Origin of the sequence: Marinobacterium nitratireducens (assembly GCF_014645375.1) — a bacterium.
In the GTDB taxonomy this organism is placed as follows: Bacteria; Pseudomonadota; Gammaproteobacteria; order Pseudomonadales; family Balneatricaceae; genus Marinobacterium_A; species Marinobacterium_A nitratireducens.
On record NZ_BMLT01000004.1, the window covers coordinates 357,507 to 370,733 of the forward strand.

Genomic DNA, 13,227 nt, shown 5'->3' on the forward strand with positions numbered 1-13,227 from the left:
CTTTTGTAGGTTGGGTCCAGCGACGAAGTCGCGTAACCCAACGCCCGCTCCGCCACCTGAACCGAATCGATCTGCAATACGATCGATATGACGGGGCCGCGATGCCCGCGCCGCGAGGCCAATCTTCACCCGCCTGCCATGCATCGCTTGTCCCATCCTACAACCCGTCTTCGATCTGACTCCAGAGTATGACCGGCGGCACCCGCTCGAGGATCTCGGCGCCGCGTATCATCAGCACCTCGCCGGGCTCGATCGGCTGCCAGTCACCGCTGCGCTGCGGCCGCGAGGCCACGCGCAGCTCCCCTGCCCCCGCACTGACGAATAGCCCCGACAAGTCGGTATCGTCGGCGCGGTGATGGCCGTGGACGAACAGCAGTTCACTGTCACAGTAGAGGAAATTGGCAAGCCCGAGCGGGCGCATGCGTGCGGCAAAGTCGGTGACCACCGCCAGCCTCACCTCGGGCAGCGGCTTGCCGTCCTGCCAGAGGGCACGCATGCGCGCCATCAGCACGCAGAAGGCGCGTTCGGCGACCGTATCCCCGATCGGGGCATAGGGCGAGGTCGGGTACTTGCGTCCGTCGTCCAGCCCGGCGAGGCTGCCTTCGAAAACGAACAGATGGCTGCGTCCCTCCAGCTCCCGGGCGAACGGCTGACTGTCCGCCAGCTCAGCATCGGCTGCGGGCAGGCTGCGGCGCAGCAACAGCAGGCGGCAGTCGCGCCGGTAACGCTGGAGAAAGTGCTCGATCAGCCCGGCACTGTGCACATCCCGTATCAGCAGGGCATCGGCACCGTCGTAGCATGCCAGCCCCTGGGCCGGCATGTCCCCGACCGGGCCTGAAATGGACTCGGGACCAACGGGGGCCGCCAGATCCCTGGACAAGGCGAATAAAGTAGACATAGAGGCCAGTCAGCAGTGTGAGATCGACAGTATAAGGCAAGTCAACCGAGGGAAGTTGACAGTATACAGAAGCGCCCGCGAAGCAAGCGCACCCTTAGCGGTAAACTCAACCCTGTTAACTCATAACTGTTAACTATCTTTACTCTTGCTGATCACCCGCAGCTGGCAGAACTGGTGAAAACCTTCCACCGATCCGTGATAACCGTAACCGCTCTGCCGGGCGCCGACCCAGGGGCACTCGACAGTGCCGAAACAGCTCTTGTTGACACCGATCATACCGGCACCCAGGTGTCGCGCCACCTGCCAGGCCTGCTCTTCGTCCTCGCCGAACACCACCGCACCCAGGCCGTAGTCGGTATCATTCGCCAGTCGCAACGCCTCGTCGATGCCATCAAAGGCCTGAATGCACATCACCGGCCCAAAGGTCTCGTCGCGCATGATCGCCATGTCCGGGGTGCAGTCTGCAAGAATGGTCGGCTTTATATACCGCGGGGGATGATCGTCATCACCGTAGAGCCGGCGTGCACCGGCCGCGAGCGCGGCGGCGATCTGGTCGAGTACGTGCTGGCGCTGACGCTCGTGGATCATGGGCCCGAGGCGCGCCCGGGCATCGTGCCAGGGCCCCAGGCTGTAGCCGTCCGCCAGCCGGACCACGCGCTGCTCGAAGCAGGTCGCGACCTGGCGGTCGACATAAACCCGTTCGGTGGAGACGCAGGCCTGACCCGAGTTTTCGAAACTGCTGGCGCAGGCGAATTCCGCCGCGGCGTCGAGATCCGCATCATCCAGCACCAGCAGCGGATCCTTGCCGCCCAATTCCAGCATCAGGCGCTTGAGGCCCGGCGCCGACCTCGCCATGATGTCCCGTCCGGCCTCCCTGGAGCCGGTAAAGGCCACCATGTTGATATCGGCCTCGACCAGCGACCGCCCCTGTTGTTCCGCGCCCTGCACCACCTGCAGTACATTGCGCGGCAAAAAGCGGTTTAGCAGCTCAGCGTAAGCCTGGCCGGTCAGGGGCGTTTCCTCGGACGGCTTGAACAGCACGGTGTTGCCGCACAAAAGCGCCGGCAACAGCATCCACTGCGGCATCGACATCGGATAATTCCAGGGACTTATCACCGCGCAAACGCCCAGGGGATCGTAATACACCGTCGAGGCCGTATCCTCGTCAGCGCTCAGGCGAGGCTGCAGCGCCGCCAGCGCCTGCTTGACCCTGGGCGCTATCGACGCGGCACAGAAGCGGACTTCGCCGATCCCCTTGCGCAACGGCTTGCCCATTTCCTGACTGAGCAGCTCGCCCAGTTCCGGAGCCTCGTCCTCCAGCGCCCGGGCCGCCTGAAGCAGGCAGTGACCGCGCTCCTCTACGCTCAGGTGGCTCCACTCGACCTGCGCGTCGCGCGCCGCACAGACCATGGCGGGTATCGCCTCGAGTGGCGTGGTGGGTACTTCCCCTACCGGCTCGCCGGTGGCCGGATTGAGGGAGATCAGATAGCTCATAGCAGCACCTCCGTCAGCCTGACCTTCAGGATAGTTGCTGCCCGTCGGGCTCGCGACTCTTCACCGACGCTTCACGCGGCAGGCGCTAGGCTGGCCTCGCGATCATGTTCCACCCAGAGGGAGAGACATCGAGTTGACGACATCCGCAGAATCCGCCTCAGTGGCGCTGCCGCGCCCCCAGATAGCTGAAACGAAACACTTCTGGCTGTGGCACGGCCTGCTGCCGCTGCTGGCCTTTGTTGTGCTGCAGGAGCTGGTGCGGCACTTCGATCTCGACCTGCGCCTGGCGGACGGCTGGTTCCGCCTCCAGGGCAATGCCTGGGCCCTGCGCGACAACTGGCTCACATCGGATCTGCTGCATAGCGGCGGCCGCGGGTTCAGCCAGCTGCTGCTGGTGCTGGTACTGGTGCTGCTGGGTCTGACCTGGCCGGTGCGCCGTCTGGCGGGCTGGCGCCGCGGTCTGGGATACCTCGCCACCGCCGCGCTGACCGGCGTCACCCTGGTCAGCCTCGGCAAGCATTTCAGCGCCCAGGACTGCCCCTGGAGCCTGACTCGCTACGGCGGCGACCGGCCCTATCATCCGCTGTTCGATGCCATTTCCGGCGACGGCGGTGGTGGCTGCTTTCCCGCGGGCCACGCCAGTGCCGGCTATGCCTGGCTGGCGCTGTATTTCGTCTGCCTGCACTACTGGCCTGCGCGAGCCCGCCTGGCGCTGCTGCCGGGGCTTGCGCTCGGATTGGCCTTCGGCGCCGCCCAGCAGTTGCGCGGCGCCCATTTTCTGTCACACGACCTCTGGACCCTGGCGATCTGCTGGTTCAGTTCGCTGTTGTTGTACCGCTGGATGCTGATGCCGCATAATCGCGGAATCACCCCGGGTTGATCACTCCGGGCCCGCAGTCGCAGGGAGAGCAGTGACGCCGTTATGAAAGTGCTGGTCGCCGACGATGATGCCAATATCCTGGCAGGCATCGCCGATTTTCTGGAATGGCGGGGCATCGAGACCGACTGCGCCACAAACGGCAACCAGGTGCTGGAGCTGTGCCGGCAAAACCGCTATGACGTCCTGATCCTCGACGTGATGATGCCCCGGCTGGACGGCCTCTCGGCCTGCGAGCGCCTGCGCAGCGAGGGCTGCAGTACACCGATACTGTTTCTGACCGCGCTCGACACCCTCGACGATAAAATCAGGGGATTTCGCGCCGGCGCCGACGACTACCTGGTCAAGCCCTTCGCGATGGCGGAGCTGGTGTGCCGCGTCGAGGCGCTGAGCCACAGGATCTCGCGCCAGAAGCTTCGCCAGCTTTCGTTCGGCCCGCTCGAGCTCGATGTCGAGCAGGGCACCGCGACCCGCGACGGCGCCCCCCTGGCACTGACGCCACTGACCTTCAGGATTCTCAAGCTACTGGTGGCCCGCGCGCCGGCCATGGTCACGCGCGAAGAACTCGAGCATGAGCTCTGGGGCTCCGAGCCCCCCGGCAGCGACGCGCTTCGCTCGCACCTCTATCAGCTGCGCATGCAGCTGGACAAACCCTTCTCCCAACCCATGCTCGAAACCCGACGCGGTGTCGGTTTTCGCCTGGTTGAACCGATGCCGCCCCCGGGCTAACGATGAAGCAGACCCTCCGATACAAGATCATTCTGACCGCCGGCCTTTCGACCTTCCTGCTGATGAGCCTTTACTGGCTGGCAGGCTGGCACCTGATCGAAAGCATCGAGCACCAGAGCCGGCAACAGTTCGTCGACTATATCGGCTCCCGCGTCGATCAGGCCCTGGCCGGCAAAGTACCCGCTCAGGCACTGGAACTGTTCGACATGATGACGTTGTACCGGGAAAATGACGACGTCCCGGTTGCCTGGCGCGCCTTAACGCCACCGGCAACCGAGGCGCTGCCGAACGAGGATCTGCTGGTCGTACGGCGGCACCCGCAAACAGGTCAGCCCTACTATCTGGTCATGCACAACGTCGAAGAGGTCCTGGAAAGCGGCAAGCAGGAGGAAGCGGAAATACTGCTGGTACTCGGCGGCATCGCGCTGATCACGTTCGGCGCCATGGGCCTGACGCTGTTGATTACCTGGCAGCTGACACAGCCGATCCGGCAGCTGACCCGGCAGCTGGAGCATATAGACCCGGCTCGGCCGGTGCTCGAGCCGCTGGAACGCAATGACGAAATCGGATTCATGAGTCGCCAGTTCGCATCGCTGCTGCAACGCACCGCGGCATTCATCAACCGCGAGCGCAACTTCACCCGGTTCGCCAGCCACGAGCTGCGATCGCCGATCATGGTGGTGCGCAGTTCCCTCGACCTGCTGCGCGAGACAGTACCGCCGTCCGAGATCAATTCAAGAGCACTGAAGCGCATCGACGACGCCAGTAGCCGCATGATCAAGCTGATCGAGGCGTTTCTCTGGCTCGGCCGGGAAACCAAACCGGCGCCCGAAGGCTGCGTCGACCGGACGGGGCTGGAACACATTCTGGAGGAGCTCTTCGCCAGCCACCCGGCACTCCAGAGCAGGCAACTGGAAGTCACGCTTGACGACTGTCACTGGCAGGTCCACCCCTTCGTGCTGTCGGTGGTCATCGACAACCTGCTGCGCAACGCCCTGATCCACGGCGACGGCCATATCCGCATCGGCAACGATACCGATACGCTGACCATCAGCAACGATATCGGCGACGGCGACCATGCCGATGCACAAAGCCACGGCTACGGCCTGCTCATCGCCAGCCAGCTATGCCAGGATGCCGGTATCGGGCTCGAGCTGACGCAGGAGCCCCGACGTTATAGCGCGCAGCTGCACTTCGCGGCTCAGGCCGGTCCCTGAGCCTGGTGCTGCTCCTCGCCGGCAAGCGCCGAGCCGCCTTGCCGGCAACCGCGAAATATATCCAGTGACGCGTCGTACACCGTCGTCCTGACGTTCATCAGCCCCAGCACCGAGTGCGCCAGGTTGTCATGACTCAGGCTCTGCTCCCGTTCGGCACCGAGGCATTCGGTATCGATGCCGTCGCTGCCGGCCAGACCGCTGGACAGCCACACCACGAAGGGTATGTGGGTCTGCTCGGAGGGCGCCAGCACGTAGGGCATGCCGTGCAGGTAGATGTTGCCCTCCCCCAGCGATTCGCCATGATCCGACATGTACAGCATGGCGCTGTCGAAGCGATCCTGACGCGCCTTGAGGAAGCCGATCACCTGACCCAGAAAATGATCCGTGTACAGGATGGTGTTGTCGTAGGCATTGCGGATCGCCTGCTCGCTGCAGGCCTGCAACTGGTTGCTGTCGCATACCGGCGTGAAGCGCTGGAACGACTGCGGGTAGCGCAGGTAGTAGGCCGGACCGTGGCTGCCCTTCTGGTGCAGCACCACCACCTTGTCGCCGCTGCCGGACTGCAGATAGTCATCCAGCGCCGTCAGCAGGGTTTCGTCGTAGCATTCATCCTCGCCACAGAACTGTGCCGAGTCGAACAGGCTGGCAGGTTGCTGATCGACCCGGTCACATACACCCTTGCAACCGGAGTTGTTGTCGCGCCAGAGGACGTCCACGCCGGCGTGCTGCAGCACGTCCAGCACGTTTTCGCGATGGCTTTCCTCTTCCCGGCTGTAGTCATGGCGACCGTTGAGCGAGAACATGCATGGCAGCGACTCGGCGGTACTGGTACCGCAGGAACTGGCCTGGTCGAAATAGATGACCGCCTCCTGGCTCAGGCGCGGGTTGGTATCGCGCCCGTAACCATTGAGGGAAAAATTATCGGCCCGCGCCGTTTCACCCACCACCACCACCAGCAGCCGGGGGTGTTTGGCAGCGGCGCCAGCATCGACGATATGGGCGTCCTCGCCCAGGCGTTGCAGCGGTTTGGAACTGGCGTCGTAGGCGCCGGCCAGATAGCGGCTGCCGTAGTAGAGATAGTTCGACGGCACGGCCAGGTTGCGGATCTGGCGGTTATTGCGAAACAGCGACGAATAATCCTTGAACAGTACGGCGGCGTTGAGGCCCACCACCACCATGCACATCAACACCGATGCCAGCGCCGCCTGGAACTCGCGCCCCGGCCCGCGCCGACGCACCCGTAGCGCCAGCACCAGCAGAGACGGCAGCAAGCCGTACAGCGTCAGGTGCCACAACAACGGCAGACTGAACAGCTCGCCGGCTTCGGCGACATCGGTCTCGAACAGGTTCTGCACCATGGTCTTGTCGATGACGATGCCGTAGGCATCCATGAACCAGGACACCATGGCGGCACTGAAGAACAGCAGTATCGCCAGCGGCTTGAGAATGATGCGAAACCCGACCAGGGTCAGGAACAACAGATAGAGCGCGACCATCAGGGTGAAAAAGGCCCCGACGAACAGCAGGTGCGACAACGGGCCATTCGAAGGCTGGCTCGATACCAGCTGCCACAGCGGCCCGTTGTAGAAAAGCACCAGCAGCGACACGATCAGCAGACGAAACTGGCTGGTCGAGAGAGTTGGACGCAGACGTTGCCAGCCTGCAGACAGAGCGAGGGTCATGGAGCAAGATTCCTGCTACGGATTTTATTGCCCTTACCCTAACGGTACCTGCGTGAGAACAACGTGAAGTCGCACAGGTGAGCCGGTCAGGTCGGCTGACCCGGCGCGTCCTCCGGAGCCGGCCACTGGGTCAGCGCCACCACCAGCAGCATGGCAAAAAGCACCACCGGCAGCATCAGCCAGTTCATGTTCAGCCAGCCAACGGTCGCTTCCAGCCAGCCCGCGAGCAGCGCCGACAGGCTGACGCAGCTGAAAACCAGAAACTCGTTGGCTGCCTGGGTGCGCGCCTTTTCCTCGGGCCGGTAGGCCCGGGTCAGATAGGAGGTGGCGCTGACGAACATGAAACACCAGCCGATCCCCAGCAGCACCAGCGCCAGCCAGAAATGCCACTCGCTCTGTCCCTGCAGGTTGACGAAGATGCACAGCAGCATCAGCGCGCCACCGGCCAGCATTATGGGCGGCGCGCCGAAGCGGTCCACCAGCCGGCCGGTGAAGAACGCCGGTACGAACATCCCCAGTACATGCCACTGGATCACGTGCGCGGCGTCGTCGAAAGCGAAACCGCAGCGGTCCATCGCCAGCGGCGTGGCCGTCATCAGCAGGTTCATCACGGTATAGCTGGTGACCCCTGCGACTACCGAGATCAGGAATACGGGCTGCAGGGCAATATGACGCAACGAACGTCCGCGATCAGCGCTCAGGTGCGATGCCGGCTGCGGCAGGCGCACCCGGCTCAGCAGCACCAGCGCCAGTCCGTACAGACCGAGCAATCCCACGAAGGCGCCGCTGAAGGGCGTCGAGCCGACCCAGCCGCGGCTGAAGATGGCGAGATTGGGGCCCAGCACCGCGGCTATGACACCACCGGCCATCACCAGCGATATGGCATGGCTATGCTGCCCCTCGGGCGCGGCTTCGACCGCCGCGAAGCGGTACAGCATGCCAAAGCCGATACCGATACCGAGCAGAAAGGTGCCGGTGCAAAACAGCGTAAAATGCGACCACTCAAGCGCCGCGATACAGCAGAGGGCGCCGCCAAGCCCGACCAGGTTGCCGAGCACGAAACCGTTGCGGCGACCGATGCGCTGCATGATCAGCGATGCCGGTATGGTCGCGGTCATCAGGCCGAGAAACTGCAGCGCCATCGGCAGCGTGATCAATGCCACCGACGGCGCCAGTTCGCGGCCGATCAGCGCATTGACCGATACCAGCAGGATAGTACCGGTATTGAGCAGCGCCTGGCACAGCGACAGCAGCACCACGTTGCGGTTGAAGGCGCTGACAGGGAGATCGGTTGTTGGGGCTTTCATGGTGACAAGTGATACAGGGTCAGTGGTGAGTGGTCGGCGCGATTCGCTGCGCTCATGGCGCCCTACGGGTCACTATGCAGCCCGCCGGGAATCCGCGCAACAGCGTTATGGCGCTATTCCCGGATATCGCAGAGGTACGGCCATTACCGACTCGCCACATGCCCCTTACCTCTTACCACTCACTATTTGCCATTTATCCACCGCTCTCCATACTTGAAGGTGACATGACCACCATCGATCCCAAAGGCGCTCCTCTGTTTCACCCCCACTCGCCGGGGCAGGTGCGCCTGCTCTCGCTCAACATCCAGGTGGGTTTGCAGACCTCGAGCTACATGCACTACGTTACCCGGGCCTGGAAACACCTGGTGCCGACCCGCGGGGCACGGGACAATCTCGACCGGATCGCGGAACTGGCCTCCCACTTCGATATCGTGGCATTGCAGGAATGCGACGCCGGCAGCCTGCGTACCCGACGTCTGAACCAGGTGGCGCACCTGGCCGAACGCGCCGGGCTGCCGCACTGGGAAGCCTCGGTCACGCGGGACCTGGCGCCCTTCGCCAGACATTGCATCGGTTGCCTGTCACGCTGGCCACTGCGGCAGGTGCGCTCCCATACCCTGCCCGGCCGGGTACCCGGCCGCGGTGCACTGGAAGTGGAGATACGGCCACCGGGATACGAGCCGTTGCGCCTGATCATCGCCCACCTGGCGCTGAGCCGACAGGCGCGCGCCCGCCAGTTGCATTTCCTCGCCGAGCTGGTCGATGACCGCACCGACACCCTGGTCGTCGGCGATTTCAACTGCGACCTGCCGGAACTGAACAACCACCGGGGGCTGCAGCAGGCGAGTCTGGCGGCGCTGCATGGCGACTCGACCTTTCCAAGCTGGCGCCCGAAGCGCGCCATCGACCATATCCTGGCGACGCCGACCGTCGAGGTACTGGATGCGCGGGCGCTGGACACACGGATCTCGGACCACCTGCCGGTTGCCACCCAGATCCGCCTGAAACTGGAAAGCCGGGACAGCTGAACTCCGGCCTTGCGCGGTTGAGCCTGTCCGGCCTCCCGCGCGCCGCCTTCAGTTGCCGTGGATACGGGCCACCGCCCGGGTCCAGCCGGCGTAGAGACGATCGCGATCCGGTTTGTCCATTCTCGGCTCGAAACGCCGCTCCCGCTGCCAGAACGCTTCCAGCGTCGCGGTCGAGTCGTAGAGTCCTGACCTGAGCCCGGCCAGATAGGCGGCGCCGAGTGCAGTGGTCTCGATGATCGCGGGCCGGTCGACCGTCGCGCCGAGAATATCGGCGAGAAACTGCAGCAGCCAGTTGTTGGCCACCATGCCGCCGTCGACCCGCAAAGCGACCGGGCGCTCACCGTCGCTCTCCATGGCCTTTTGCAGATCCTTGGTCTGATAGCACACCGACTGCAGGCCGGCGGTGACGATTTCGCCGATGCCGGTGTCCCGTGTCAGACCGAAGATCGCGCCGCGGGCGTCGGGATCCCAGTAAGGCGCCCCGAGCCCGGTAAAGGCCGGCACCAGATAAACCCCGTGATCCGGCGCCGTGCGCTGCGCCAGGGGCTCGCTTTCCCCCGCCGCGGCAATCAGGTGCAGGCCGTCGCGCAGCCACTGGATGGCCGCCCCGGCAACGAAAATGCTGCCCTCGAGCGCGTAGGTCACTTCGCCGTCGAGGCGATAGGCGACGGTGGTCAGCAGGCGGTGCTGCGACTGCAGCGCCCGTTTGCCGGTATTGAGCATAAGGAAACAGCCGGTGCCATAGGTGCTTTTGGCCATGCCCTCGTGAAAGCAGGCCTGACCGAACAGTGCCGCCTGCTGGTCGCCGGCGATACCGCAGACCGGGATCGCCGCGCCCAGCAAGTCCCGCCTGGTGGCGCCGAAGTCCGCGGCCGAGTCCATCACCTGCGGCAGCATCGAGGCGGGAATGTCGAACAGCGCCAGCAGTTCGGGATCCCAGCATTGTTCATGAATATCGAACAGCAGCGTACGCGAGGCGTTGGTGGCATCGGTGCGGTGCTCGCGTCCCCCGGTCAGCTGCCACAGCAGGAAGCTGTCGACGGTGCCGAACGCCAGCTCGCCCCGCTCGGCTCGCGCACGCGCATCCGGCACCTCGTCCAGGATCCAGCGGATCTTGGTGGCGGAAAAGTAGGGATCGATGAGCAGCCCCGTCCTGGCGCTGATCATGTCTTCCAGTCCCCGCTCCCTGAGCGACTGGCAGAAAGCGGCGGTGCGACGGTCCTGCCAGACGATCGCCGGATATACCGGCTCGCCGGATGCCCGGTCCCAGACCAGCGTGGTTTCGCGCTGGTTGGTAATGCCGAGCGCCGCAATATCCGACGGCGCGAGCCCGGCATCACTGATCGCACGGCGACAGACCGAGAGCACCCCCTGCCAGATCTCCGCGGGGTCGTGCTCGACCCAGCCATCGCGGGGAAAGTGCTGGCGAAAATCCTGCTGCGCCGACGCCAGTTGCCGGCCATCCGCGGAGAACAGCATGGCCCTGGAACTGGTGGTTCCCTGATCGATCGCAAGTATTGCCCGCATCCGAAACGCCCCCGGCCGTCAGTGGTGGAATACGAATACTATAGTAAGGGGCGATGCATGAGGTGGACGGAGCATGCCGGCAGCAGCGGATATTCAGGATCTGATCGTCATCGGCGGCGGCATCAATGGCGTCGGCATCGCGCTGGACGCGGCCGGTCGCGGACTGAGCGTGCTGCTGTGCGAGAGCGGCGACCTCGGCGGCGCCACTTCATCACGCAGCAGCAAGCTGGCCCACGGCGGTCTGCGCTATCTCGAGCAGGGCGCCTTCCGGCTGGTGCGCGAAGCCCTCGACGAGCGCGAGATCCTGCTGCGCAATGCGCCCCATATCAGCCATCCGCTGCGCTTTCGCCTGCCGCTGAATCCGAACCTGCGTCCGGCCTGGCAGGTCCGCGCCGGACTCTTTCTCTACGACCACCTGGCCCGGCGCCACAGCTTGCCGCCGTCCCACGCCGTGCGCTTCGGGCCCGATGACCCGCTCAGCCCGGACTTCGTGCGCGGCTTCGAATACTCCGACGGCTGGATCGACGACGCCCGCCTGGTGGTGCTGGTCGCGATGGCCGCTCGTGAGCGCAGCGCCGAGATCCTGCCACGCACAGGCTGTGTGGCGGCCCGTCGCGAGGACGGCATCTGGCGTTTGACGCTGGAGCGCAGCGGGCGGCGTTTCGAGCACCGCGCCCGGGCGCTGGTGAACGCCACCGGCCCCTGGGCAAGCCGGCTGTTTGCCGACGTGCTTGGCCGGTCAGCGCCACAGCAGCTGCGACTGGTCAAGGGCAGCCATATCGTCGTGCCGCGTATTTACAGCGGTAGCGAGGCCTACATTCTGCAACACCAGGACGGGCGCATCGTCTTCGTCATTCCCTATGAGGAGCGTTACTCGCTGATTGGCACCACCGACGTCGACTATCACGGCGACCCGGCGCACGCGGAGATCTCGGCGGCGGAGATCGATTACCTGCTCAACGTCGTCAACCGCCACTTCCGCCGCCAGACGCAGGCGGAGGATCTGGTGTGGCACTATGCCGGCGTCAGAGCACTGGCATCGCAGGGCAGCGGCAGCGCCCAGCGGGCATCCCGGGACTACAGTCTGGAACTCGATGCACCGCAAGGCGATGCACCACTGCTGTCGGTGTTCGGCGGCAAGCTCACGACCTATCGACGCCTGGCGGAAACGGCCTGCAACCGCCTAGCCCCCTTTTTCCCGGCGGCAGGTTCCGCCTGGACCCGTGACGCCCCTCTGCCCGGGGGCGATATGGACGATCCGGCGACGCTGGCGCAGTCGCTGCTCCGGGACTGCCGCTGGCTGCCCCCCAGGCTGGCGGACCGCTTCGCGCACAGCTACGGCACGCTGAGCTGGCGGATACTCGAGGGCTGCAACAGCATCGGCGATCTCGGCGCTCACCTCGGCGCGGATCTTTATGCCAGGGAAGCACACTATCTCGTTCGGCACGAGTGGGCGCAAAGCACCGAGGACATCCTGTGGCGCCGCAGCAAACTCGGTCTGCGTTTCGCACCCGCCGATGTCGCGCGACTCGAGTCCTGGCTCCTTGATGCCTTGGCCGGCGAGACTTGATTCTTGCCACCACCATCCCTATAAAGGGCGCAACCCTTCAGCCTGCCAATACCATGGACACCCCGACCTCCATCGATAATGCCCGTTTTCGACACCTGCCGGATTTCGGCGGCCTCGACCTGCTGCACTACCGCTACAACGGTGCCGTCTACAGTCGTCACGTCCATGAGGGCTACGCTATCCATGTCATCGACAGCGGTGCCGAACGCTTCCACTGCATGGGCGCGAGCCACGTGGCCGGCCCCGACGATATCGTACTGGTGAATCCGGATACGGTACATGACGGTCAGGAGGCCGATGCCGGTTGCCGCTACCGGGGATTTTATCCGTCGCCGGAGCTGATGATCAGTCTGGCCCAGTCCTTCGAGGGCAGCGGGCTGCCCTGGTTCGCCAGTCCGGTGATCCGTGATGTGCCGCTGGCACAGCGTCTGCGCCAGCTGATCGAGGTGCTTGAACGCAGCGACAACAGGCTGCTCTGCGACAGCGCCTGGCTCGGGGTCATGGGCGAACTGAACCGCCGTCATGGCCGCCAGCGGCTGACATCGGCGCCGCCCGGCAACGAGCGCGATGCCGTACGACGGGTACGGGAGTACCTCGACGCATACAGCCACGAAAACCCGTCACTGGCCGACCTTGCGGCGCTGTGCGGCCTGAGCCCGCACTACCTGAACCGGCTGTTCCAGCGCGACGTCGGTCTGCCACCGCACGCCTACCTGGTTCAGCGCCGCCTGATCCAGGCCCGACGGCTGCTGCGCGCGGGACTCGCTCCGGCCGACGCGGCGCTGACCGCGGGATTCAGCGACCAGAGTCACCTCAACCGGCATTTCAAGCGCGCCCTTGGTATCACGCCGGGACAATACAGGAACGGTATCCTCAGGGGTTGAGACGCTGGTTGCAA

11 protein-coding genes are annotated in these 13,227 nt (G+C 64.7%); 6 read left to right on the forward strand and 5 right to left on the reverse strand.

What is annotated here, in order from left to right; genetic code table 11:
- Positions 1-157: 157 nt before the first annotated feature.
- Together IEX85_RS09920 and IEX85_RS09925 are read right to left on the reverse strand one after the other, a co-directional pair.
- Positions 158-898, reverse strand: coding sequence for a class II glutamine amidotransferase (locus IEX85_RS09920; protein ID WP_188860420.1), 741 nt, complete (start codon positions 896-898; stop codon positions 158-160).
- Between the two features lie 129 nt (positions 899-1,027).
- Positions 1,028-2,392: an aldehyde dehydrogenase family protein gene (locus IEX85_RS09925; protein ID WP_188860421.1), complete on the reverse strand. Its 1,365-nt coding sequence runs from the start codon at positions 2,390-2,392 to the stop codon at positions 1,028-1,030.
- Positions 2,393-2,525: 133 nt separating this feature from the next.
- On the opposite strand from IEX85_RS09925, the gene IEX85_RS09930 reads away from it, so the two are divergent.
- The 3 genes from IEX85_RS09930 to IEX85_RS09940 are packed head-to-tail and all read left to right on the forward strand — an operon-like array spanning position 2,526 to position 5,215.
- Positions 2,526-3,272, forward strand: coding sequence for a phosphatase PAP2 family protein (locus IEX85_RS09930; protein ID WP_188860422.1), 747 nt, complete (start codon positions 2,526-2,528; stop codon positions 3,270-3,272).
- Positions 3,273-3,314: 42 nt separating this feature from the next.
- Complete coding sequence (locus IEX85_RS09935; protein ID WP_188860423.1) at positions 3,315-3,998, forward strand: response regulator transcription factor; 684 nt, start codon at positions 3,315-3,317, stop codon at positions 3,996-3,998.
- Between the two features lie 2 nt (positions 3,999-4,000).
- On the forward strand, positions 4,001-5,215 hold the full coding sequence (locus IEX85_RS09940; protein ID WP_188860424.1) for a sensor histidine kinase: 1,215 nt from the start codon (positions 4,001-4,003) through the stop codon (positions 5,213-5,215).
- Here IEX85_RS09940 and IEX85_RS09945 read toward each other — a convergent pair.
- Entirely contained in the window at positions 5,200-6,897 is a 1,698-nt protein-coding gene (locus IEX85_RS09945; RefSeq protein WP_188860425.1) for a phosphoethanolamine transferase, read from the reverse strand. The two genes, IEX85_RS09940 and IEX85_RS09945, sit on opposite strands and share 16 nt — an antisense overlap.
- A gap of 86 nt (positions 6,898-6,983) precedes the next feature.
- Positions 6,984-8,204 carry an MFS transporter gene (locus tag IEX85_RS09950; protein ID WP_188860426.1) on the reverse strand — a complete coding sequence of 407 codons (1,221 nt, stop codon included), beginning with the start codon at positions 8,202-8,204 and terminating at the stop codon, positions 6,984-6,986.
- A gap of 224 nt (positions 8,205-8,428) precedes the next feature.
- Between IEX85_RS09950 and IEX85_RS09955 the strand changes: the two genes are divergently transcribed.
- Positions 8,429-9,232, forward strand: a complete 804-nt coding sequence (locus IEX85_RS09955) for an endonuclease/exonuclease/phosphatase family protein (RefSeq protein WP_188860427.1) — start codon at positions 8,429-8,431, stop codon at positions 9,230-9,232.
- A 48-nt stretch (positions 9,233-9,280) separates the two neighbouring features.
- On the opposite strand, the gene glpK is transcribed toward IEX85_RS09955, so the two are convergent.
- Positions 9,281-10,759 (reverse strand): glycerol kinase GlpK, encoded by a 1,479-nt coding sequence (gene glpK / locus IEX85_RS09960; protein ID WP_188860428.1) that lies wholly within the window; start codon positions 10,757-10,759, stop codon positions 9,281-9,283.
- 73 nt (positions 10,760-10,832) lie between these two features.
- On the opposite strand from glpK, the gene glpD reads away from it, so the two are divergent.
- Positions 10,833-12,329 (forward strand): glycerol-3-phosphate dehydrogenase, encoded by a 1,497-nt coding sequence (gene glpD, locus IEX85_RS09965; RefSeq protein ID WP_188860429.1) that lies wholly within the window; start codon positions 10,833-10,835, stop codon positions 12,327-12,329.
- A 53-nt stretch (positions 12,330-12,382) separates the two neighbouring features.
- Positions 12,383-13,213 (forward strand): AraC family transcriptional regulator, encoded by an 831-nt coding sequence (locus IEX85_RS09970; RefSeq protein WP_188860430.1) that lies wholly within the window; start codon positions 12,383-12,385, stop codon positions 13,211-13,213.
- Positions 13,214-13,227 lie beyond the last annotated feature (14 nt).

Coding starts and splice junctions, on each gene's coding strand:
- IEX85_RS09920 (WP_188860420.1), bottom strand. CDS start 898: ATGTCTACTTTATTCGCCTTGTCCAGGGATCTGGCGGCCCCCGTTGGT.
- IEX85_RS09925 (WP_188860421.1), bottom strand. CDS start 2,392: ATGAGCTATCTGATCTCCCTCAATCCGGCCACCGGCGAGCCGGTAGGG.
- IEX85_RS09935 (WP_188860423.1), top strand. CDS start 3,315: ATGAAAGTGCTGGTCGCCGACGATGATGCCAATATCCTGGCAGGCATC.
- IEX85_RS09940 (WP_188860424.1), top strand. CDS start 4,001: ATGAAGCAGACCCTCCGATACAAGATCATTCTGACCGCCGGCCTTTCG.
- IEX85_RS09945 (WP_188860425.1), bottom strand. CDS start 6,897: ATGACCCTCGCTCTGTCTGCAGGCTGGCAACGTCTGCGTCCAACTCTC.
- IEX85_RS09950 (WP_188860426.1), bottom strand. CDS start 8,204: ATGAAAGCCCCAACAACCGATCTCCCTGTCAGCGCCTTCAACCGCAAC.
- IEX85_RS09955 (WP_188860427.1), top strand. CDS start 8,429: ATGACCACCATCGATCCCAAAGGCGCTCCTCTGTTTCACCCCCACTCG.
- glpK (WP_188860428.1), bottom strand. CDS start 10,759: ATGCGGGCAATACTTGCGATCGATCAGGGAACCACCAGTTCCAGGGCC.
- glpD (WP_188860429.1), top strand. CDS start 10,833: ATGCCGGCAGCAGCGGATATTCAGGATCTGATCGTCATCGGCGGCGGC.
- IEX85_RS09970 (WP_188860430.1), top strand. CDS start 12,383: ATGGACACCCCGACCTCCATCGATAATGCCCGTTTTCGACACCTGCCG.